The 21,363-nt window shown below is 43.6% G+C and carries 24 protein-coding genes and 1 pseudogene; all 25 read left to right on the top strand.

The features are described from left to right. Positions 1-33 precede the first annotated feature (33 nt). Positions 34-567: a flagellar hook capping FlgD N-terminal domain-containing protein gene (locus AB4Z17_RS22960; protein ID WP_441962263.1), complete on the top strand. Its 534-nt coding sequence runs from the start codon at positions 34-36 to the stop codon at positions 565-567. Further along, the gene (locus AB4Z17_RS22955; protein ID WP_441911315.1) at positions 567-944 is read left to right on the top strand and encodes a TIGR02530 family flagellar biosynthesis protein; all 378 of its coding nucleotides are present in this window, start codon (positions 567-569) and stop codon (positions 942-944) included. Before AB4Z17_RS22960 ends, AB4Z17_RS22955 begins: the two co-directional genes overlap by 1 nt. A gap of 116 nt (positions 945-1,060) precedes the next feature. Continuing rightward, positions 1,061-1,879, top strand: a complete 819-nt coding sequence (gene flgG / locus AB4Z17_RS22950; RefSeq protein WP_076269155.1) for a flagellar basal body rod protein FlgG — start codon at positions 1,061-1,063, stop codon at positions 1,877-1,879. 56 nt (positions 1,880-1,935) lie between these two features. Further along, entirely contained in the window at positions 1,936-2,469 is a 534-nt protein-coding gene (locus AB4Z17_RS22945) for a flagellar basal body-associated FliL family protein (protein ID WP_441962261.1), read from the top strand. Between the two features lie 37 nt (positions 2,470-2,506). Next, positions 2,507-3,508 (top strand): flagellar motor switch protein FliM, encoded by a 1,002-nt coding sequence (gene fliM, locus AB4Z17_RS22940; RefSeq protein ID WP_441962259.1) that lies wholly within the window; start codon positions 2,507-2,509, stop codon positions 3,506-3,508. After that, on the top strand, positions 3,498-4,763 hold the full coding sequence (fliY, locus tag AB4Z17_RS22935; RefSeq protein ID WP_441962258.1) for a flagellar motor switch phosphatase FliY: 1,266 nt from the start codon (positions 3,498-3,500) through the stop codon (positions 4,761-4,763). The genes fliM and fliY overlap by 11 nt, the downstream gene beginning before the upstream one ends. Positions 4,764-4,783: 20 nt before the next feature. Then, the gene (locus AB4Z17_RS22930; protein ID WP_076269158.1) at positions 4,784-5,146 is read left to right on the top strand and encodes a response regulator; all 363 of its coding nucleotides are present in this window, start codon (positions 4,784-4,786) and stop codon (positions 5,144-5,146) included. 12 nt (positions 5,147-5,158) lie between these two features. Beyond that, entirely contained in the window at positions 5,159-5,803 is a 645-nt protein-coding gene (locus AB4Z17_RS22925; RefSeq protein ID WP_083682199.1) for a flagellar biosynthetic protein FliO, read from the top strand. A 37-nt stretch (positions 5,804-5,840) separates the two neighbouring features. Then, positions 5,841-6,548 carry a flagellar type III secretion system pore protein FliP gene (gene fliP / locus AB4Z17_RS22920; protein ID WP_372239010.1) on the top strand — a complete coding sequence of 236 codons (708 nt, stop codon included), beginning with the start codon at positions 5,841-5,843 and terminating at the stop codon, positions 6,546-6,548. Between the two features lie 22 nt (positions 6,549-6,570). After that, the gene (gene fliQ / locus AB4Z17_RS22915; RefSeq protein WP_054028974.1) at positions 6,571-6,840 is read left to right on the top strand and encodes a flagellar biosynthesis protein FliQ; all 270 of its coding nucleotides are present in this window, start codon (positions 6,571-6,573) and stop codon (positions 6,838-6,840) included. 11 nt (positions 6,841-6,851) lie between these two features. Beyond that, a complete protein-coding gene (fliR, locus tag AB4Z17_RS22910) occupies positions 6,852-7,649 on the top strand; it encodes a flagellar biosynthetic protein FliR (protein ID WP_076269160.1) in 798 nt (265 codons plus the stop codon). Positions 7,650-7,662: 13 nt separating this feature from the next. After that, positions 7,663-8,757, top strand: a complete 1,095-nt coding sequence (gene flhB / locus AB4Z17_RS22905) for a flagellar biosynthesis protein FlhB (protein WP_441962256.1) — start codon at positions 7,663-7,665, stop codon at positions 8,755-8,757. Between the two features lie 22 nt (positions 8,758-8,779). After that, entirely contained in the window at positions 8,780-10,810 is a 2,031-nt protein-coding gene (gene flhA / locus AB4Z17_RS22900; protein ID WP_076269162.1) for a flagellar biosynthesis protein FlhA, read from the top strand. Next, a complete protein-coding gene (gene flhF / locus AB4Z17_RS22895; protein WP_441962254.1) occupies positions 10,807-12,027 on the top strand; it encodes a flagellar biosynthesis protein FlhF in 1,221 nt (406 codons plus the stop codon). Before flhA ends, flhF begins: the two co-directional genes overlap by 4 nt. Continuing rightward, positions 12,024-12,893, top strand: a complete 870-nt coding sequence (locus tag AB4Z17_RS22890; protein WP_339208931.1) for a MinD/ParA family protein — start codon at positions 12,024-12,026, stop codon at positions 12,891-12,893. The genes flhF and AB4Z17_RS22890 overlap by 4 nt, the downstream gene beginning before the upstream one ends. Positions 12,894-12,919: 26 nt before the next feature. After that, on the top strand, positions 12,920-14,281 hold the full coding sequence (locus tag AB4Z17_RS22885; protein WP_441962252.1) for a protein-glutamate methylesterase/protein-glutamine glutaminase: 1,362 nt from the start codon (positions 12,920-12,922) through the stop codon (positions 14,279-14,281). 44 nt (positions 14,282-14,325) lie between these two features. Beyond that, a complete protein-coding gene (locus tag AB4Z17_RS22880; protein WP_441962250.1) occupies positions 14,326-16,410 on the top strand; it encodes a chemotaxis protein CheW in 2,085 nt (694 codons plus the stop codon). Between the two features lie 13 nt (positions 16,411-16,423). Further along, entirely contained in the window at positions 16,424-16,885 is a 462-nt protein-coding gene (locus AB4Z17_RS22875; RefSeq protein ID WP_076269167.1) for a chemotaxis protein CheW, read from the top strand. A gap of 3 nt (positions 16,886-16,888) precedes the next feature. Then, entirely contained in the window at positions 16,889-17,509 is a 621-nt protein-coding gene (locus AB4Z17_RS22870) for a chemotaxis protein CheC (RefSeq protein WP_076269168.1), read from the top strand. Next, positions 17,506-18,000, top strand: coding sequence for a chemotaxis protein CheD (locus AB4Z17_RS22865; RefSeq protein ID WP_076269169.1), 495 nt, complete (start codon positions 17,506-17,508; stop codon positions 17,998-18,000). Before AB4Z17_RS22870 ends, AB4Z17_RS22865 begins: the two co-directional genes overlap by 4 nt. A 1-nt stretch (position 18,001) precedes the next feature. Next, positions 18,002-18,439 carry a hypothetical protein gene (locus tag AB4Z17_RS22860; RefSeq protein WP_441962249.1) on the top strand — a complete coding sequence of 146 codons (438 nt, stop codon included), beginning with the start codon at positions 18,002-18,004 and terminating at the stop codon, positions 18,437-18,439. Positions 18,440-18,443: 4 nt separating this feature from the next. Then, positions 18,444-19,229, top strand: a complete 786-nt coding sequence (locus AB4Z17_RS22855) for a FliA/WhiG family RNA polymerase sigma factor (protein WP_339208940.1) — start codon at positions 18,444-18,446, stop codon at positions 19,227-19,229. A 14-nt stretch (positions 19,230-19,243) separates the two neighbouring features. Next, positions 19,244-20,650 carry a DUF342 domain-containing protein gene (locus AB4Z17_RS22850; RefSeq protein ID WP_076269171.1) on the top strand — a complete coding sequence of 469 codons (1,407 nt, stop codon included), beginning with the start codon at positions 19,244-19,246 and terminating at the stop codon, positions 20,648-20,650. 39 nt (positions 20,651-20,689) lie between these two features. Next, a complete protein-coding gene (locus tag AB4Z17_RS22845) occupies positions 20,690-21,016 on the top strand; it encodes a hypothetical protein (RefSeq protein ID WP_076269172.1) in 327 nt (108 codons plus the stop codon). 35 nt (positions 21,017-21,051) lie between these two features. Next, a pseudogene (locus AB4Z17_RS22840) lies at positions 21,052-21,363 on the top strand (hypothetical protein); the annotation flags it as partial.

Below are 21,363 nucleotides of genomic sequence, written 5' to 3'. Positions count from 1 at the left end.
GTAGAGGGTCAGAGAGATCGGAGGTGATCGGAAATGGCAGATAGCGTTTCTACTCGCGTAGTTTGGCCGAATTACAGCAAAGAGAATGTACAAGCTGCAGCAAACAAAAAAAACACGGATACGCTTGGAAAAGATCAATTTCTAAGTATTCTAGTTACGCAGCTTCGCAACCAGGATCCTATGCAGCCGCTTCAGGATAAAGAGTTCATCGCTCAGATGGCGCAATTTACTTCTGTAGAGCAGCTGATGAATATGTCCACCGAGCTATCTTTAATGCGTCAAAACATTGGTTCAGCATCCAGCTTGATCGGTAAAACGATTGAATGGAATGAATATGATGAAGCTGGTGCAATCAAGACCGCCAAAGGCGTAGTTGATTCCATTATTTCGAAGGATGGTCTCCTTTATGCAAGGGTAGGCGGAGCCGAGATTGCTCTTGATTATGTCAACTCTATCTCGGAAACAACGGGTGAAACACCAACGCCAGAGGATTCTACAGGTGAAGATAAAGGCGTAGACAAGAATCCTTCGGATCCAGCTGGTGCTGAGGAAGGGGCTGATAAATAATGAGTGAAGGCATAAAAATCGGTCATATTTTCCCGGTTAAGTCGACACCTCTGCAGCCTAGCAAGACAGTTGCCAACCGTTCAGCTCAGCCATCTGAATTTCAAGAAATACTTAATGGCAAGGTTTTAAAGTTCAGTCATCATGCCGAGGTTAGAATGCAGCAGCGAGGCATTAACTTGCAACCAGAGTCATTAACCAAAATAATGAATGCGGTCGAAGAGGCTGCATCCAAAGGCGCTCAGGATTCATTAATCGTTTTCCGAGACATTGCAATGATTGTGAATGTCCCAAGCCGTACAGTTGTAACTGCCATGGATGGCGGGCAAATGCGAAGCAACGTATTTACGCAAATAGACAGCGCTATTATATTATCGTAAGGCTGGACCTATCAGGGAGCCTCAAGCTGTGGACCGATTGAAGCAGTTTATGATAGTGCTAACATTTTTTTGAAGCCCATAAGATTTTAATCCATTCCCTAGGAGGAATTACGAAAATGCTAAGATCGATGTATTCGGGTGTGTCCGGTATGCGCGGCTTCCAAACAAAGCTAGACGTTATTGGTAACAATATTGCGAACGTGAACACGGTTGGCTTTAAAGCAGGGCGCGTCATGTTCAAAGATATTTTGAGCCAAACGGTTGCGGGCGTTACCGCACCTGAGGAAGGCGTGCGCGGCGGCGTTAACGCAAAACAAATCGGACTCGGCGTATCTATCGGCTCTATCGATACCGTACATACCGCAGGAAGCGCAATGACAACGAACCAACCGACAGACCTTCGTATTGACGGAGACGGATTTTTCGTAGTTAGAGCGAGCGAAGATTCTGAAATGCTTTTAACACGTGCGGGCAACTTTACGCTTGATTCGAATAGACAGCTTGTTACAGGCGATGGCTATTTCGTACTAAGCGTTGATCAAGAGCCTATCGTGCTTGATGAGGCAATTACGGCATTTTCCATTGGTCAAGACGGAACGATCATGGGTGTAACAGCGGATGGTACGGAAGCCGTTGCACAGCTTGGCGTAGCCAAAGTTGTAAACCCAAGTGGCCTTGAGAAGCTAGGCGGCAATATGTACCGTGTTACAGCGAATGCTAATCCGGATGCTTCTATTGAGGATTTCATGACGTTCGCGACTGATCCTGAATTCGGTACAGGCGCAATCATTGCCGGTCAGCTGGAAATGTCAAACGTTGACTTAACTGCTGAATTTACAGAAATGATCGTTGCACAACGTGGTTTCCAAGCGAATTCACGTATCATTACAACTTCTGATGAAATTTTGCAAGAGGTAGTTAATCTAAAACGATAAGTAAGTCATAACGAGCGGGAGGCTTAACGCCTCCCCTAGGTGTGAGGGGGCAACTGATGATTACCGTAACGCGGTTGAACGGAACAAAGGTCACAATAAATGCTTTAAACGGAGGGTCCATCGTCATGAAGAAAATGCTACCTTGGTTAATTACGATTTTGTTATCCATAACATTAATCGCCATTGTTTCAATCATCTTGTTCAAGTCGTTTTTTACTGACCCTAAGGAGCAGGCGACGGAGACAAAAACGATTGAGGTGAAAGCTTTATCGGCTGATGAGCGTGTGGCCGTAACTTCTGAATTAAAGGAATTCAGAAGAAATCTGAAAGATCGTGAATATGTCGTTATTTTGAGTTTTGCTTTCCAGCTCGACAAGAAGAAAACAAAAGAAGATTTTGATAAACTGCTTGAGATTGAAGTTCGCCCAATTATTAACCGTGTTATTGCTGATATGACAGCAGATGAGCTGCAGGGTTCTCAAGGTGAAGACGCACTTGAGTCGAAGCTTCTCAACTTAATCAATCCTATTATTCCTAAAGGTAAGTTGATTAAGGTAGAAATCACAGACTTTACACTTGCTCCACTTTAACTGACTACGCAGACATTCCTCGAAGGAGGTGAGATATTTGGTTGATGTTTTATCGCAAAATGAAATTGATGCGCTACTAGCTGCCTTGGATTCCGGTGAAATGGATGCAGAGGATTTAAAGAAGGAAGAAACGACGCGAAAAGTCAGCGTGTATAATTTCAAACGCGCCGTACGTTTTTCGAAGGATCATATTAGAAGTTTGACGCGGATTCATGAAAACTTCGCACGGTATTTGACAACCTATTTCTCAGCACAACTTCGCACATTTGTTCAAATTAATGTCGTGCAGGTCGAGCAATTGCCTTACGATGAATTTATTCGTTCGATACCAAAGATGACGATATTGAACATTTTTGAAGCGGAGCCGCTGGAAGGTCGTATGGTGCTTGAAGTTCATCCAAACGTAGCGTACGCAATGCTGGATCGAATGTTAGGCGGACAAGGCATAGCGCCATCCAAAATCAACAACTTAACTGAAATTGAAACCATTATTATGGAGAAAATTTTCRGTCGAACGTTTGAAGGCTTGCAGGAGGCTTGGAAAACAGTAATCGATATTTCTCCTAGGCTGGAAGCATTGGAAACGAACCCGCAGTTCATGCAAATTGTATCGCCCAATGAAACGATCGCTCTCATTTCATTCAGCACCAAAATTGGCGATACGACGGGTATGATTAACCTTTGTATTCCGCATGTCGTTATTGAACCGATTATGTCCAGGCTGTCTGTTCATCACTGGTTTGTATCGCAGAAGAAAGCTCGCGCGCCAGAGGAAGTTGAAATATTGGAGCAGCGAGTAAATAAAGCGAAGCTTCCTATCGTAGCTGAGCTTGGCGAATCGTCGCTAACCATTCAAGAGTTTCTAGGACTGAATATTGGTGATGTTATTTCATTGAATAAATCAGTTAATGATGGTCTCAACATTAAAGTTGGAGACAAGCTTAAATTCATTGGCAGTGCAGGCTCTGTTAAGGATCGGCTAGCTGTTCAAGTAGATGAGATTGTCACTGAAGGAGTGGAAGAAGATTATGACGAGTAAGGACTATTTGTCACAAGAGGAAATTGATGCATTGCTACGTCAATCCTCCAGTGAGCCGGAACCGGAGCAGCACACTGAAGTCGGAACACAACTTTCAGACTTTTTATCCGATATGGAACAGTCTGCTCTGGGTGAGATTGGAAACATAACATTTGGCAGCGCGGCAACAGCATTGTCAACGTTGCTTGGCAAGAAAGTAGATATTACTACACCACAAGTTACTATTGTAAGAAAAGATGAGCTTGCTGACATTTTCCCTAAGCCTCATGTTGCAGTTAGCGTGCAATACGTAGACGGTTTTCAAGGCATTAATTCACTTGTCATAAAAACAAAAGATGCCCAAATCATTGCTGATTTGATGCTTGGCGGTGAAGGCACCAACATCACTGTAGAAGAGCTTAATGAAATTCACATTAGTGCTGTTCAAGAAGCGATGAATCAAATGATGGGATCATCTGCTACGTCGATGTCAACGATATTTAATCGTTTTGTCAATATTTCGCCGCCGGGCATTGACATTCTAGATGTTAATAACGGTGATGGCATGGAGCATTTGCCACCGGTAGATATGTTTATAAAAATATCATTCCGGCTTACGATTGGAGATCTCATAGATTCAACAATCATGCAGCTGCTGCCCATTCCGTTTGCGAAACAAATGGTTGATATATTAATGGGAGTGGTAGATGATCAGCCAGCTGAGCCTGCTGTTCAAGCGCCTCAAACGGCTGCAGCAGCGCCGGCAGCACAACAAGCTATGGCAATGCAAGAAACGGCTGCAGCAGCTCATTTGAACGCTGTGCCGCCGCAAATGAATATGGCTGCGCAGGCGCCTCAAATGCCTTCTATGCCGTATCAAACACCTGCAGCTGGCTACGACATGTCGATGCAGCCGCCGGGGCCTCATACATATGGTCATGCAGCTAGTCGAAATGTTAATGTACAGCCTGTGCAATTTGCTAATTTTGGCAATGCGCCAATTATTCAGCCAGATGAGACAAACCTCAATTTACTTCTCGACATACCGCTTAAGGTCACGGTAGAATTAGGAAGGACCCAAAAGCAGATAAAAGATATTTTGGAGCTGTCGCAAGGTTCTATTATTGAGCTGGACAAGCTAGCTGGCGAACCAGTCGACATCCTAGTGAATAACAAGCTGATCGCAAAAGGCGAGGTTGTTGTCATAGATGAAAACTTTGGTGTTCGTGTAACGGATATCGTAAGCCAATGGGACCGCATTCAAAAATTACAATAGCATCCTAGGAGGATAAAAAGATGGCAAACCGCATTCTTATCGTAGACGACGCAGCTTTCATGCGCATGATGATTCGTGACATTTTATCAAAGAACGGCTACGAAGTCGTCGGTGAAGCCCAAGACGGCGCACAAGCAGTTGAGAAGTACAAGGAATTGAAACCTGATTTGACAACAATGGATATTACGATGCCAGAGATGGACGGAATCTCCGCTCTKAAAGAAATTAAAAAAATTGATAGCAATGCTAAAGTAATTATGTGTTCAGCAATGGGTCAGCAAGCAATGGTAATTGATGCGATTCAAGCAGGCGCAAAGGACTTCATCGTCAAACCGTTCCAAGCTGATCGTGTAATTGAAGCGATCAAGAAAACACTCGGATAACGGTTAGACATTATGTTTAACATAGCTTCGCGCATTTCAATGGTGTCTGCTCTTGGGATGGCGATTTGGCCACAATTTGCGGCTGCTGCGGCACAAGGCGGCAGCAGCGCAAACGATGAAGGACAAATGATGTTTACCGGAACAAATGATCTAGCGGGCAACATGATTTGGGTTATCGTATCGCTTGCCATCGTTATCGTATTAATTATTTTAGTCATTAAATGGTTGTCGCAGCGCAATCGCATGTGGGGAACGAATCGATCGCTTCGTTCACTTGGCGGTATTGCGCTAGGACAGAATAACTCGTTACAAGTCGTCGAGATTGCAGGTCGGATTTATATCGTTGGCGTCGGCGAGAACATAACTCTAATTGACAAGCTAGATGATCCTGAGCAAGCAAGTGCTGTTATTTCAGCGCTGGAGCGTCAGCAGGAATCGGCTTGGTCAAAGGATCTAGTCTCACAAATACTTAAGAAGTTCAAAGATCGCAACAATCCAAATGGGTCTGATCCTACGAACGAGCAGTGGAACAAGACGTCTTCCTTTCAGGATTTGTTGCAAAATAAGCTTAGTCAGCAAGCTGACCGCAAGCAGCAATTGGAATCGTTATTGCATGAATCTAAATCAAATGAACGGTTGATGGATGATGAAAAATAAGTGGTGGATATCAATCGTTGTTGTTCAATTGCTTGCGATGTTATTACATAATCAAGCATTTGCCGAGCCGTTACCCGACGTATCCATCAATATTGGCAACGGAAGCGGTGACACGCCCGATACTAGCGCATTATCCATTCTTCTATTAATTACAGTACTAAGTATCGCACCTGCGATAATGGTACTAATGACAAGCTTTACTCGAATCGTTATCGTTCTGGGCTTTGTAAGAACATCGCTTGGAACACAGCAAATGCCGCCCAATCAAGTATTGATTGGACTGGCAATGTTCCTTACCTTCTTTATCATGGCTCCAACGTTCTCACAAGTAAATGATGTTGCATTGCAGCCTTATTTAAAAGGTCAAATCTCTCAAACAGAAGCTTTTAAGGAAGCCTCCGTTCCGATGAAGAAGTTTATGTTCTCTCATACAAGGGAAAAAGACTTAATGCTTTTTATGAATTATACGAAAACAGAGAAGCCGGCTTCATTTGAAGAGATTCCAATCACAGTACTAATACCTGCATACGCCATTAGCGAGCTGAAAACAGCTTTTATAATGGGATTTATGATATTCATTCCGTTTCTAGTCATCGATATGATTGTCGCAAGCACATTGATGGCAATGGGGATGATGATGCTGCCTCCTGTTATGATTTCCTTGCCGTTTAAGATACTGCTATTTGTATTAGTAGATGGATGGTATTTGATCGTAAAATCTTTGTTATTAAGTTTCAACACGTGATACTAGCAGGGAGGGACGTTTGATGAGTACTGATTTCATAATCGGGTTGGCCAGCCAGGCCGTATTCGTTGTTTTGAAAGCCAGTGCACCAATGCTCGTTCTTGCTTTGGTCGTAGGGTTACTAGTCAGCATATTTCAAGCAACAACACAGATTCAGGAGCAGACGCTGGCATTTGTTCCGAAAATTGTAGCGGTTTTCGTGTCCATCATCATTTTTGGCCCATGGATTCTAAATACGGTTATCGACTTCACTTACAATCTGCTGAACAATCTTCATAATTACATCGGTTAGGTTGTGAGTGTATGAACGCGATCGTACAGGGTTTCCCTATTTTTTTGTTAATCTTTTGTCGAATAACTGCGTTTTTCGTCGTAGCGCCTGTTTTTTCGTCGCGAGGCGTGCCGAATGTTTTCAAAATTGGGCTCGGATTTTTTATCTCATTTATCGTTTTCTTAACGTACGGCGTGAAGCAGACGATGGTTCCGGACGCTGAATATATTTTGGTTCTGGTTCGAGAAATATTGGTCGGCGTACTGCTTGGGTATGTAGTCTACTTGTTCTTCACGGTCGTTCAGACCGCGGGAGCTTTAATGGATTTGCAGGTTGGTTTTGCAATGGCAAATATCGTAGATCCCCATACAGGTACGTCAGCCCCATTGCTCGGCAATTTTAAATACATGATGATCTTAGTTGTTTTCTTAATGATGAACGGTCATCATTTTTTATTAACAGGCCTTATGGACAGTTACGAATGGATGCCTTTGTCCAATGATTTATTTAGCCGAATAATGAGCGGCAGCATTACTGATTTTTTAACAAGAACATTCGCAAACACGTTTTTGCTAGCCATCCAAGTGTCAGCGCCTTTAGTAGTAGCGATGTTTCTGACGGATGTTGGATTAGGCTTCTTAACCAAAACCGCTCCTCAGTTCAATGTTTTTGTAATCGGGATACCTCTAAAGCTAATTATAGGCATGATTTTGCTAGTGTTGTTAATGCCAAGTCTTGCTGGCATATTCGAAAGATTGTTTTCCATCATGTTTGATGCTTTGGAGCAGTTATTCGGTATCGTGCAAGGACCGCCGCCTGACGTGAAATAGGAGGAAGCTTCCCATGCGAAATTACCGTCTAAAGCTTGATTTGCAGCTTTTCAGCCAAGAGAAGACTGAGGAAGCAACTCCGAAGAAAAAGGATGAAGCAAGAAAAAAGGGTCAAATTGCGAGATCGGCTGATTTACCGGGTTCATTAATATTAATTTTTGTTTTTATGAGCTTCATTATGATGGGCAATTATTTCAAGACACATATCATGATGCTCTTCGGCAATCTGTTTGAAGACTGGCTGTTGATGGATGTTACGACAGGCAACATTATGTCGCTCTTCAATGATGTGGCAATTGAAATGCTGCTAATCTTACTGCCAATCTTTGCGGTAACCGTTCTTGTCGGTGTCCTCGGCAACGTTGTACAGTACGGTTTTTTGCTAACCGGTGATCCTCTAAAAATGAAATTAAGCAAATTGAACCCGATCAACGGCTTTAAGCAAATTTTTTCAGCTAAAACAGTAGTCGAATTTTTGAAAAGTGTTTTAAAACTGCTTATTGTAGCGGTGCTCGTATATATGACCATATCCAAAGAATGGAACCGTATATTAGTGCTTGCTAGCTTGCCAATCCAACAAATATTTAGTTTTACCGCTGGTTTAACGATAAAACTAGGTATAGAAATTGGTGTGGTGCTCGCCGTACTCGCATTAGCAGATTTTTTCTATCAGCGTTATGAGCATAACAAAAGTTTGAGAATGTCTAAGCAGGATATTAAGGATGAATACAAAAAATCTGAAGGTGACCCGATCATTAAGAGCCGCATTCGTGAGCGTCAACGCAAAATGGCCATGCAGCGTATGATGCAAGAGGTTCCTAAAGCGGATGTCATCATTACCAACCCTACACACTTCGCTATCGCTTTGAAATATGATGCAACCAAAATGGAAGCGCCAAGAATCATCGCCAAAGGCATGGATCATGTAGCGCTTCGCATTAGAGAAATAGCGAAAGAAAACGGTGTTGTGACAATGGAAAATAAACCGCTAGCCAGAGCGCTTTATGAACGAGCGGAGATTGGGGATGTCATACCTCCAGATCTGTTCCAAGCTGTGGCTGAGGTGCTCGCATATGTATATAAGATGAAAGGCCGATTGAAATCATAACACTACGGGAGGTGGAGGCGTCATGAAAGCAAAGGACTTTGTAATACTATTTGGCGTAATTGGAATTGTACTCATGATGATAATCCCGATCCCAGTCCTACTACTCGATATACTCATCATTTTAAACATTTCGATAGCATTGATGATATTACTTATTGCAATGAATACAAAGGAAGCTCTTGATTTCTCTATATTTCCGGCAATTCTACTAATCACTACCTTATTCCGACTTGCGCTGAACGTTTCTACTACTAGAAATATTTTGTCACATGCGGAAGCAGGGGAAGTCGTTGCTACGTTTGGCAGCTGGGTTGGCGGAGGAGAAATTGCAATTGGATTTATCGTCTTCCTCATTCTCGTAGTCGTGCAGTTCATCGTTATTACGAAAGGTTCTGAACGGGTAGCGGAAGTTGCAGCACGATTCACGCTCGACGCGATGCCGGGTAAACAAATGAGTATTGATGCAGATTTGAATGCTGGTTTGATTAATGAACATCAAGCGAAAGCACGTCGTTCCAAAATCGAACGTGAAGCGGACTTTTACGGGGCAATGGATGGTGCCAGCAAGTTTGTAAAGGGTGATGCGATTGCTTCCATTATCATTCTAGTCATCAACTTAGTTGGCGGATTTATCATTGGTATGGCGATTCATGGCTTGAGCTTTGGCGAGTCGCTTTCGACGTTCTCGATCCTGACAATTGGTGATGGTCTCGTAAGTCAAATACCTGCATTGCTTATTTCCACAGCTGCTGGCCTTATCGTAACTAGAGCAGCATCAGAGGGGAATTTGGCAGAGGATGTAACCGCTCAGCTATTCAAATACCCGAAGCTGCTATTTATTGCAGCTGGAACAATCGCTTTGCTAGGCCTTACACCTATCGGTCCATTAAGGACCTGGCCATTCGCTATTATGCTGGCCTTTGGCGGCTGGTATATGCAGAAAGCTATACATAAGCAACAAGAGCAAGAGGAAATGCTTGTCGAAGAACAGCAAATTGAAGAGGTTCGCAGTCCAGAGAGTGTAATTAGCCTCTTGCAGGTCGATCCGATTGAATTTGAGTTTGGTTATGGTCTTATCCCGCTTGCGGATACGCAGCAGGGAGGAGATTTGCTTGATCGAATCATCATGATACGCAGGCAATGTGCGCTGGAGCTTGGGCTTGTCGTGCCAGTCATCCGGATCAGGGATAACATTCAACTGAAGCCAAATGAGTATGTCATCAAAATTAAAGGCAACACCGTCGCTCGCGGCGATTTGCTGCTTAATCATTATTTGGCCATGAGCCCTGGATTTGAGGACGATTCGGTCGTTGGTATTGAAACAACAGAGCCAGCCTTCGGATTGCCTGCGATTTGGATTGATGAGCAAATGAAGGAACGTGCCGAACTTTCCGGCTATACAGTCGTTGACCCGCCTTCAGTCGTTGCTACGCATTTAACTGAGATTATTAAACGACATGCACATGAGCTGATTGGACGTCAAGAAACGAAGCAGCTTGTAGAAAATGTAAAAGAGTCCTATCCTGCACTTATTGATGAACTTATACCGTCTATTCTTACTATTGGCGACGTACAAAAAGTGTTGTCGAAGCTTCTAAGAGAAAAGGTGTCTATACGAGATCTAGTTACCATCTTTGAAGCATTAGCGGATCATGGAAACTACACGAAAGACCCTGATATATTGACAGAGTATGTACGTCAGTCGCTATCAAGACAAATTACACAGCAGTTTTCATCTGGTAGCGATACGTTACGAGTGATAACAGTAGGACCGCAGCTTGAGAAAAAAATTGCTGAATCTGTGCAGCAATCGGATCAAGGCAGCTATATTGCACTAGATCCCGTTTCCACTCAACAGATTTACCAGAAGCTCAATGAGCATGTAAATCGTCAGATTCAAGCTGGCCAACAGCCTGTTGTACTCGCATCACCTACCATTCGGATGTATTTGAGACAAATTGTGGAGAGAACGATGCAGGATGTACCCGTTCTTTCTTACAGTGAGCTTGAACCAAATATTGAAGTTCAGAGTGTCGGGGTGGTGAATCTATGAGAGTAAAACGATATGTCGTCAGTGCATTGCCAGAAGCGGTCTCTCTGATTCGAAGCGAGCTTGGGAAAGATGCAGTTATATTGAATACGAAGGAAATTAAAGTAGGCGGCTTTATGGGGATGTTTCGTAAGAAAAAGATGGAGGTTATCGCCGCTATCGAATCGAATCAATCGAATCCCCAGGCAAAACTTCAGCGAAACCCGGATCCTCAAGTGGATGCAGTCGTTGAGCAAATTTTGCAAACGGCGCAGCGAACAGCAACGGCTGTAATGGAGCCTCCAAGTGTTCAAGCAGTTTCTTCAGTACCGATTGCAGAGCCTCAGAAGGACAAAATAGAACGAGAGCAATTCATCATCGATGAGATTCGAGATTTAAGAGAATACATGTTAAAACTCTCGAAACAGCAAAACAATCTAATTTCTATGTCAGAGCACTTGATTGCACTGAGAGAACACTTGATAGAACAAGAAATGGAATTGCAGTGGATCGAGCGTTTGATACAAGCTATTTCTGACAAAGAATCCGAAGAAAAAATCGTTTTTTCAAAGGAACAAATATGGGAGCATGCGGCAGAGCTGCTGCAAGAGTGGCTGCAGCCCTACAGTGGCAGCAGTATTAGCAGCCAAGTAAGAGTGGTTCATTTTGTTGGTCCAACCGGAGTTGGCAAGACGACGACTATTGCGAAGCTTGCAGCTGAACAAACAATCAAGCAGGGCAGGAAAGTAGGGTTCATTACTTCGGACACCTACCGAATTGCAGCCGTGGATCAGCTTAGGACCTATGCCAATATCTTGAACGTGCCGCTAGAGGTCGTTTTCTCGCAGATGGATTTGCCCCGTGCTTTCAAGCAGCTTGAAGAGCGAGAGCTCATTTATATGGATACAGCTGGAAGAAACTTTCGCAGCGAGCTTCATGTATCAGAGGTCAACAGCTTGCTCCAAACAACCGAGGCTAACGAAACGGTGCTTGTGCTGAGCATGACTGGCAAGACGAAGGATATGTCGGCAGTAGCCAATCATTTTTGCAAATACGGCGTTCGAAAAGTGTTGTTTACAAAGCTTGATGAAACATCGGTTTACGGAGCAATATTCAATCTAATTATGAATTTTGAATTGCTTCCTACCTATATGGCGAGTGGGCAGACCGTTCCAGACGATATCGAGAAGTTTCAAGTGGATTCGTACGTTAAGCAGCTGCTCGGGAGCAATAGTTTATGATGGATCAAGCTGAAGCATTACGTAATTTAGTCAAGCAGCAGGAGCTTCAAGATGAAGGCCGCACGACTCGTGTAGTGACGGTAACGAGCGGTAAGGGCGGAGTTGGAAAGTCGAATTTCAGCTTGAATTTTGCATTAGCGCTCCAACGATTGGGTAAAAAAGTACTCGTTTTTGATGCAGATATCGGAATGGCCAACATTGATGTGCTTATGGGCGTTTCGTCCACGTACAATTTGTATCATCTGCTCAAGCAGGAGAAAACAATTTGGGAAATCGTGCAGGAAGGTCCGGAAGGGCTGAACTTTATTGCAGGTGGATCTGGTTTTAGAGATTTGATGGATTTGTCTACAGAGCAGCTTGACCGTTTCGCTGATGAGATTAGCAAGCTGCATGGCAGGTATGATGTGATCTTGTTTGATACTGGCGCAGGCCTATCGAAGGAAACGGTTAAATTTATAACTGCAGCGCAAGAAACAATCGTTGTGACAACGCCCGAACCTACTTCAATTACAGATGCTTACGCCTTAATTAAGATGGTTAAAGCGATGGAGGTGGATGTTCACTTCAAACTAATTGTCAATCGAGCCGCTGATTTCCGTGAAGGAAAACAAACCGCTGATAAAATTAGCATGGTTGCACACAGGTTTCTTCAATCCGATTTGCCTCATCTTGGTATTTTGCCGGATGACCCAAATGTGTCAAAAGCTGTGAAGCGTCAAGTGCCCTTTACTGTAGCCTATCCTGGAAGCGAAGCATCCGTTGCTATTGACCGGATCGCAAAGCAATTTCTTGAAATACCACAGAATACTGCAATTAACGGCGGTGTCAAAGGATTTCTGCATAAAATGTTCAGACTCTCAAGATAATCCTTTGGAAGTGAGGAGGAAATGGAATGGTTCCTTATCGCGTACTAGTTGTAGATGATTCTGCATTTATGCGAAAGATCATTAGTGATTTAATCATTCAAGATTCACAGTTCAAGATCGTAGCCACAGCTAAAAACGGTCATGAAGCCATTGAAGCGGTGCGTGAATGGAAACCGGATGTCGTTACCTTAGATCTTGAAATGCCGTTAATGAACGGAATTGACGCATTGCAGATTATTATGAAGGATCATCCAACTCCTGTAATTATGCTCTCGGGTATAAGTGAAGACAATACAAGAGAAACGATTAAAGCACTGCAATTTGGTGCATTCGACTTCATTAGAAAACCATCAGCAACGATCTCTAATGATATTCGCCAAGTTGGAGAGGTTCTGCTTGAGAAATTGCGTATCGCAGTATTAACGAAGCGTTATCAGCCTGTGATTACGATTAGCGAGAAACAAGAAACAAAAGCAGATGATAGCAGCTTGCCAAAAGCGAAAAAAGAAGTAGTTTCGAACAACATTTTACACCATGAGGAGCTGCCGTTTGAAGCCTTGTCTACTCCTGCTAAAGATCGGAACAAATTGCCGTTCAAGAAAGCGGAAGATAAACAAGGGCAACAGCGCTCGGTTCCCCCTTTACATAATAAGCTTACAAGCAATATGCAAGATGAAGCAAAGCCTAACGATGCCAAATCTAAGATTGCACCTCGCAAATCAGTCGAAAAGGCACCGCAGGCTGAACCTAAGTCTCATTTCTCTGAGCCACCTTCAACAAAAAAAGCAAAGACAGTCCAGACAGCTTCTACCTTTAAACATATCGTAGCCATTGGAACTTCGACAGGCGGTCCTAGAGCTTTGCATGAGGTAATCACTTCTTTGCCAGCTGATTTCCCAGCACCGGTGCTTATTGTTCAGCATATGCCTCCCAAGTTCACCAAATCATTGGCACAGCGGCTAGACAGCTTTAGCGAGATTCATGTCGTAGAAGCAGAACAGGGAGAAAAAGTAGTTGCTGGCGTTGCCTATATCGCACCTGGCGGCTATCATATGGAGCTTGTCAAAGATGCTTCCAGCTATTCGATTGCGCTCACTGAACAGCCGCAGCGTAACGGACATCGTCCTTCTGTAGATGTATTGTTTGAATCCTTGGCTGAATATCGCGAACTGAAGCGTCATGTGGTCATAATGACAGGCATGGGCAGTGATGGGGCGAAGGGAATGAAGCTGTTATTCGAATGTGGAATTGAAACGACCATAGCAGAAGCTGAAGAAACCTGTGTCGTTTATGGAATGCCGAGATCGGCTGTTGAAGCTGGATGTGTGAGTAAAGTATTGCCACTGCAGCATATTGCATCGCAACTGAAGCAAGCAGTGCTGAAATAGATAGGCTAGAATGGCTTCACCATACTAACAGGAGGTGCTAGGAAATGGATATGAATGCCTATTTATCGATGTTTATCGATGAATCTAATGATCACCTGCAATCCTTGAATGAAAATTTGCTTCGTCTGGAAAGCGAGCCTGAGGAGCTTAGTATCGTTCAAAATATATTCCGTTCAGCGCATACGCTCAAAGGAATGTCAGCTACGATGGGTTTTGAAGATTTAGCAGCGCTGACGCATGAAATGGAAAATGTGCTTGACCTCGTTCGCAACAGCAAGTTAAAAATGGACAGCTTTATTTTTGACACTTTATTTAAAGGGTTAGATGCGCTTGAAGCAATGGTTCAGGATATTGTGGACGGCGGTACTGGGAAAGCGGACGTTACCTCGATCGTTGAATCGCTGCAAATCATCTTGAAAAGTGATTATAGCGCAAGCAAAGCGACTCAGGCTCCAACCGTAGCGGCTAATGCACCAAGTGCTGCAGAATCAAGCGCATCAGGGGCGATGCTGCTTGATGAGTTTCAATCTTCGATTTTGCTTCAATCGATAGAAACAGGACATAATGTTTTTCATATTCAAATCGCTATTCGCGATAATTGCTTGCTAAAAGCCGTTCGTGCTTATATGGTATTTGATTTGCTAGAGCGCAATGGTGAAGTAATTAAATCAGATCCATCCGTTCAAGACATTGAACAAGAAAAATTCAATTTCACTTTTACGGTGTTTACGATTTCACGCTTGCAGCAGGAAGATCTTCAAGCACAGCTGCTTAATATTTCAGAAATTGAATCCGCTGTTGTCACTTCTTTGGATGCAGAGTCCTTAGCCGTGCTCGGCCAATCTAACGCAGCTGCGGCAGTAGAGGTTGTCGAAGTTGCTGAAATTGCTGCGCCGCAAACCGAAACAGCAGTTACATCTGTTGAAGCAGCAAAAGGACAAGCTCGATCGGCACCTGCTGCCAGCACACCAGCTAATGTGTCGAAGACGATTCGTGTAGACATTGAGAGGCTCGATACGCTCATGAACTTGTTTAGCGAATTGCTTATTGACCGAGTTAGGCTGGAACAGCTATCTAGTGAAATCAAATGCAGTGATTTGACTGAAACTGTGGAACATATGGCGCGCGTGAGCTCAGATCTTCAAAGTATTGTACTTAAGCTTCGCATGGTACCTGTGGATTCGGTATTCAATCGTTTCCCTCGTATGATTAGAGATTTAGCAAAATCGCTAGACAAAAAAATCGATCTTGTTATTACTGGTGCCGATACGGAACTTGACCGTACAGTAATCGACGAAATTGGAGATCCGCTCGTTCATCTATTGCGCAACTCGGTTGATCATGGAATTGAAACGGTGGAAGAGAGAATTGCGGCAGGCAAGCCAGAAACCGGTACGATTTTCTTGCGCGCTTTCCATAGCGGAAATCATGTCTTCATTGAAGTGGAAGAGGATGGCCGCGGCATACACCATGAACGAGTACTAAAAACAGCCATTAAAAATGGCGTCGTCACGGCTGACGAAGCAAAACTGCTGACGCCCGATGAAATTAATATGCTTATTTTTGCGGCAGGCTTCAGTACCGCAGATAAAATTTCGGACATATCCGGACGCGGTGTTGGTCTAGACGTCGTTCGTTCAAAAATTACTTCTCTAGGCGGAAACGTAACGATAGATTCTGCATTTGGTAGAGGAACGAAATTTTCTGTTCAATTGCCGCTTACGCTATCCATTATTTCCGCAATGCTGATCAAGCTGGGGTCGGAGAAGTATGCTATCCCATTGTCTTCGATCGTTGAGACAGGCATTATCCGCAAAGAACAAATTCTTCAAGTGCATGGCAACAAAATGATAGAGTTCAGAAATACCATCATACCTCTAGTATCGCTAAGCAAAGTGCTTGACTCTCCTGATTTTAATGAGAATGACGAGCTTGAAACGGAAATTGTAGTCGTTCGAAAAGGCGAGAAGTGGGCAGCTGTAATGGTCGATGAATTTATTGGTCAAAGTGAAATCGTGCTAAAAACGCTGGGCAAATATTTAACGAATATTAAAGCAATTTCCGGCGCAACGATACTTGGCGATGGTTATGTCGCATTGATTATCGATCCAAATGCACTTATCAAATAGGGAGGTTTTTACGATGGGAGAAGAATTAAAGGTTATCGTGTTTGCACTAGGCAGYGAAGAGTATGGAATTGAAGTAGACAAGGTCCGTACGATTGAAAGATTGTCTCCAATTACACGCGTTCCGAAAACAGCTACTTTTATTAAAGGGGTTATCAACCTTCGGGGTGTGGTCGTTCCTGTCATTGACCTGAGAGGCAGATTCAATCTAACGGAAACGGCAACTACAGAAAACTCAAGAATCATTGTTGTTTCAGTGGCTGACATCGAAGTTGGATTCATCGTAGACTCGGCGAATGATGTCATCGACATTGATACAGATACGATTGATTTGCCGCCCGAAATTGTTGGAGGCATTAAAGCTAAATACTTAAGAGGCATTGCAAAGCTTGGTGAAGGTCGACTTCTCATCATGCTGAACTTGTCCGAAGTGCTCAACAAGAATGAAATAATTCAACTTGAGCAGCTTGAGGTATAACTTGTGAACCTTTTTAGCCGCTTTGAAGCATTTGAATTAGATGTATTGAAAGAAGTCGGCAATATTGGAGCAGGCAATGCTGCTACTGCATTATCCCGTTTGTTAGATAAGCCAGTTGATATGGCGGTGCCGAAGGTAAGTTTGCTTCCATTTGAAGAAGTGGCGGAGCGTGTTGGCGGTTCGGAAAAAATCGTCATTGCTGTTTTTCTTCGAGTGGAAGGAGAAGCTCCCGGCAACATGTTTTTTATCATTGAAGAAGATTCGGCAAGGCGATTGTTGCGTCAGCTGCTTTCCTTAAATATTGAAGAGCAGGACGGATATTCAGAAATGGAGCTGTCTGCTCTTTGTGAGATTGGCAATATTTTAGCAGGCTCTTATTTATCTTCATTAGCTGATTTCACTCATTTAGCAATGGCCCCCTCCGTACCCGCTATAGCAGTAGATATGGCAGGTGCCGTGCTTAGCTACGGTTTAATGCAATACGGAGAGATGGGGGACTCGGCCCTACTTATTGAAACGACCTTTTTGGAGGATTGTCAGTCGCTTGAAGGACATTTTTTCCTCATTCCAGATCCAGAGTCGTTTGAGAAAATTTTTAGGGCTTTGGGAGTCGTTAGCGAATGATACAACAAAATTTGGTCAAAGTCGGCATGGCAGATTTAAATATTGCAACGGATGGGGCGATACTCAAAACGACCGGCTTAGGTTCATGTGTTGGACTTACCTTGTATGATCCAACGCGAAAAATAGCCGGTATGGCACATGTCATGCTGCCATCTTCAGACATTGCCCGTGAGACCAAAATGAATCTAGCTAAATATGCAGATACCGCCATACCCGAGCTGCTTGATCGAATGATAGCAGCAGGTGCATACATTGAACGCATGAAAGCTAAGATGGCTGGTGGAGCTCAAATGTTTGCTATGTCTGGACACAGTGATTCGCTAAGAATTGGCCCGCGCAATGTTGAATCCTGTACAGAAATGCTTAGAAGATTCAAAATTCCGATTATCTCTCAAGATACGGGCGGAAATTTTGGTAGAACGATAGAGTTTGACAGTACTAGCGGAATGCTTTCCATAAGAAGTGTGCAATTTGGAACAAAGGAGATTTAAAATGTTCGGAACATGGCGATGGAATGTCGTATTTGGAATTTTCGGCACCGTGCTTACGGTAGCTTTCTCAATCGGTAACAATCCGATTACTGTTATGCTGCTTAGAAGTATGTATGCTTTCATCGCTTTTTTTGTTCTTGCGTATGGAGTACGGGCAATATTGGCATACATCCTTCAACCGCCAGCACTAATAGGCTCGGAAATTGAAGATGAAGAAGGAAAAGGCAGTCAGCTAGATTTACAGACACCTGATGAGTCAGAAGATATCAATCAATTGTTGAAATCACAGATTAAAGATGGTGCCGGCAAGCAGCCAATCGAAACTCAGAAAGATGATGCAAGCGATTTTCGTCCGTTAAATCCTCCGCAATTGTTAAATTCAAAAAATACACAGCCTGAAGAATTGGTTAAAGCCATTCGTCACCTGACAGGAGAGTGAGTCGATGATTGAGCAGAAGACCCCTCATTTGACAAACTTGCAGATGTGGCAAGCCTGGAGAGAACAAGGCGATTTGGAAGCGAAAAAGACGTTGATTGAACAATATTTGCCGCTGGTTGATTATGTAACGAATCGAATGGCCATTGGACTCCCAAAAAACGTCATTAGAGATGACCTTGCAAGCAATGGCGTAATGGGTCTTATTGACGCAATTGAAAAATTTGATTACGGCCGCGGCTTGCAGTTTGAAACGTATGCATCATGGCGCATTCGCGGCGCTATAATAGATGGCTTAAGACAAGGTGACTGGGTCCCGCGTTCTGTGCGAGAGAAGGCTAAACGAGTAGAAGAGGCATATCAGCACTTAGAGCAGCAATACTTGCGTTCTGTGACAGATGCAGAAATTAGCCGCTATCTTGATGTAACGGAGAAAGAATTCATTAATATGCTTCAAGATATTGCGGTTACAACGGTTTGCTCATTGGAAGACCCGATTCGTGAAGAGGAATCGGAGACTAGAATGTCTTTGCTAGTGGACGATAAAGCGAAAAACCCGGATCATAAGGTTCATGAGTTTTATTTGAAAGAATCATTGGTTAAAGGGATTGAAAAACTTACGGAAAAGGAACGAACAGTCGTTTCTCTCTTCTATTATGAGGAATTATCATTAAGTGAAATTGCTGAAGTAATGTCACTATCACCGTCGAGAATATCCCAGCTCCATTCTAAAGCGATTTTGAGGCTGCGAGGAGCTTTGGCTAAGCATAAAGATCAACTCATGCAACATTAAAAGGGGGGAGCTACGTGGAAAATCTTCAATTAGAATCATACCTACGCATACAGACATCTGCCGATAATTTGTCTGCATTTTTAACCTTTAGCAGGATTTCGGACGAATTCGAATGTAACGGCGATGAGCTAGAACGATTCTTGCATAGCAAGGGGATCGTTTTTGGCCTTCGTAAAGAAGTTCTGAGTCAGATTGGCACTAATCCTCTCGCATATTTCAAAGAACAAACACTTGTTGCGCAAGGGCAGTCTCCTACACCTGGTAAAGACGGATATGTGAAGCTAGTTTATGATATGGATAAAAATGTGAACGCCCCAACGGAGCTCGAAGATGGGAAGGTTGACTTTAAAGAAGTTGTTCAGCTGAAAAATGTCAAGCGTGGACAATTGATTGCTGAGCGATTCGAGCCTACAGCAGGTCCTGTTGGCAGGACGGTAACGGGAGAAGAAATTGCTCCTAGGCTCGGCAAGCACGTTAGATTTAAAGTAGGCAAAAATGTCGTTTTGAACAACGAGCAGACGGCTATGTATTCGGCAATTGACGGCTTGATTTCGCTTACTGAAAAAGAAAAAATTAATGTGTTTCCTGTTTACGAAGTAAACGGCGATGTGGATTACAGTGTCGGCAATATTGATTTTGTTGGTACAGTAGTCATCAGAGGCAATGTTCTTAGCGGATTCAGGGTTAAAGCTTCGGGCGATATCCGAGTTATTGGCGGAGTTGAAGGGGCAGAAATCGAATCAGAAGGCTCTGTTGAAATTACAGGCGGAATATTGGGAAGCAATAAAGGTTTTGTAAAAGCTGGACGAAACGTGCGAAGCTCATTTATACAAGAAGGCAATGTTATCGCGGGCGAAGAGGTGCTGGTATCACAAAGCATCATGCATTCGCATGTAAAAGCCGGAAAAAATGTTGTGTGTTCAGGCGCAAAAGGATTGATCGTAGGCGGACTTGTACAAGCAGGTGACCTTGTCAGCGCTCGAACCATTGGCAACTCGATGTCCACAGCCACAACCATTGAAGTAGGCGTAAACCCTGAATATCGTTCGGAGCTGCTCGAGCTAAGAACGAGGTTAAGGCAGAACATGGATAATTTAGATAAAACGGATAAAGCGCTTGTTATTTTGGATCAATTAGCTGTGACAGGGAAATTAACTCCTGAGAAGCTGGCATTGCGCGTTAAGCTGACCGCCACAAAACGTCAGACGGTGCTTGAGAATGATGAGACGAGAAGCCGTATTCTTGAGATAGAGAAAACGCTGGAGAACACAGATCGATCGAAGATCGATGTCAGCAATATTGTATTTGGCGGAACAAAAATTGTAATTGGCAGGTACACAAAGTTTGTGAAGGATTCAGCACAGCGGGTGACCTTCCGTTATTCCGAAGGGGATATCGTCTTAGTTCCTTATACCAAATAACGCTTGAAATTGATGAATGGCGCAAAGGGGTGAGCAGATATGACGTTCAAATCCATTGATTTGCAGATGTCTGTACCACGAACGCAAGAATTCAGCGGCATGCATGGACAAGCGATGCATAAACCTGTAGCTGATCAGAATACGTTGGCCAATCAGTCCGCCAAACAAACAGAGCTTTTAAGAGGGAAAAACACAGCGATTGAGCAATCAAACGGACTTCATATTCGCAGTGATCAAGAAGGTCAGCAAGGTAACGCTTATCAGCAGGCAAAACGTAAGCGTACACAGTTATCCTCGGATGTTGATGAACAGGAGGCGGCTCCGACACATCCGTACAAAGGCCATAGGCTTGATATTAAGTTATAAAATGAAGGCATCCTATGAAAGGCAGGCTATGAACGATGCAGCCATACTTGCAATATATCGTATTACTAGGAGCGGTTGTTATTGTCGGTGCCTTTGTAATGCCTCGTAAGAAGCAGGATACAGCTCTACCGTCACAATCGATGCAAAACATGGAAACCGCGCTGGAGCAGTTTATGGAGAACATGGAGAAGGACAATGAGGATCTCGTGCTCCTCGTTAGAACTGCTCAGCAAGAATCGAAATTAGATGCGGATCGCAAGGAGCAGCGTATTGTAGAATTGGAGCGGAAATGCGAACAGCTCACAGAACAGCTGCAAAAGAAAATGTCCGAGTCCATGGCCTACATG

The sequence above is a fragment of the Paenibacillus sp. TAF43_2 genome (assembly GCF_052113545.1).
Classification (GTDB): Bacteria; Bacillota; Bacilli; order Paenibacillales; family Paenibacillaceae; genus Pristimantibacillus.
Note: the sequence above shows the minus strand (reverse complement) of the source record. Positions and strands in the feature narration are given on the sequence as shown.

Coding starts and splice junctions, on each gene's coding strand:
- AB4Z17_RS22855 (WP_339208940.1), top strand. CDS start 18,444: ATGATTGAGCAGAAGACCCCTCATTTGACAAACTTGCAGATGTGGCAA.
- AB4Z17_RS22860 (WP_441962249.1), top strand. CDS start 18,002: ATGTTCGGAACATGGCGATGGAATGTCGTATTTGGAATTTTCGGCACC.
- AB4Z17_RS22960 (WP_441962263.1), top strand. CDS start 34: ATGGCAGATAGCGTTTCTACTCGCGTAGTTTGGCCGAATTACAGCAAA.
- fliP (WP_372239010.1), top strand. CDS start 5,841: ATGTTATTACATAATCAAGCATTTGCCGAGCCGTTACCCGACGTATCC.
- fliY (WP_441962258.1), top strand. CDS start 3,498: ATGACGAGTAAGGACTATTTGTCACAAGAGGAAATTGATGCATTGCTA.
- fliQ (WP_054028974.1), top strand. CDS start 6,571: ATGAGTACTGATTTCATAATCGGGTTGGCCAGCCAGGCCGTATTCGTT.
- AB4Z17_RS22885 (WP_441962252.1), top strand. CDS start 12,920: ATGGTTCCTTATCGCGTACTAGTTGTAGATGATTCTGCATTTATGCGA.
- flhF (WP_441962254.1), top strand. CDS start 10,807: ATGAGAGTAAAACGATATGTCGTCAGTGCATTGCCAGAAGCGGTCTCT.
- AB4Z17_RS22955 (WP_441911315.1), top strand. CDS start 567: ATGAGTGAAGGCATAAAAATCGGTCATATTTTCCCGGTTAAGTCGACA.
- AB4Z17_RS22845 (WP_076269172.1), top strand. CDS start 20,690: ATGACGTTCAAATCCATTGATTTGCAGATGTCTGTACCACGAACGCAA.
- AB4Z17_RS22865 (WP_076269169.1), top strand. CDS start 17,506: ATGATACAACAAAATTTGGTCAAAGTCGGCATGGCAGATTTAAATATT.
- AB4Z17_RS22925 (WP_083682199.1), top strand. CDS start 5,159: ATGTTTAACATAGCTTCGCGCATTTCAATGGTGTCTGCTCTTGGGATG.
- flhA (WP_076269162.1), top strand. CDS start 8,780: ATGAAAGCAAAGGACTTTGTAATACTATTTGGCGTAATTGGAATTGTA.
- AB4Z17_RS22880 (WP_441962250.1), top strand. CDS start 14,326: ATGGATATGAATGCCTATTTATCGATGTTTATCGATGAATCTAATGAT.
- AB4Z17_RS22945 (WP_441962261.1), top strand. CDS start 1,936: ATGATTACCGTAACGCGGTTGAACGGAACAAAGGTCACAATAAATGCT.
- fliR (WP_076269160.1), top strand. CDS start 6,852: ATGAACGCGATCGTACAGGGTTTCCCTATTTTTTTGTTAATCTTTTGT.
- flhB (WP_441962256.1), top strand. CDS start 7,663: ATGCGAAATTACCGTCTAAAGCTTGATTTGCAGCTTTTCAGCCAAGAG.
- AB4Z17_RS22890 (WP_339208931.1), top strand. CDS start 12,024: ATGATGGATCAAGCTGAAGCATTACGTAATTTAGTCAAGCAGCAGGAG.
- flgG (WP_076269155.1), top strand. CDS start 1,061: ATGCTAAGATCGATGTATTCGGGTGTGTCCGGTATGCGCGGCTTCCAA.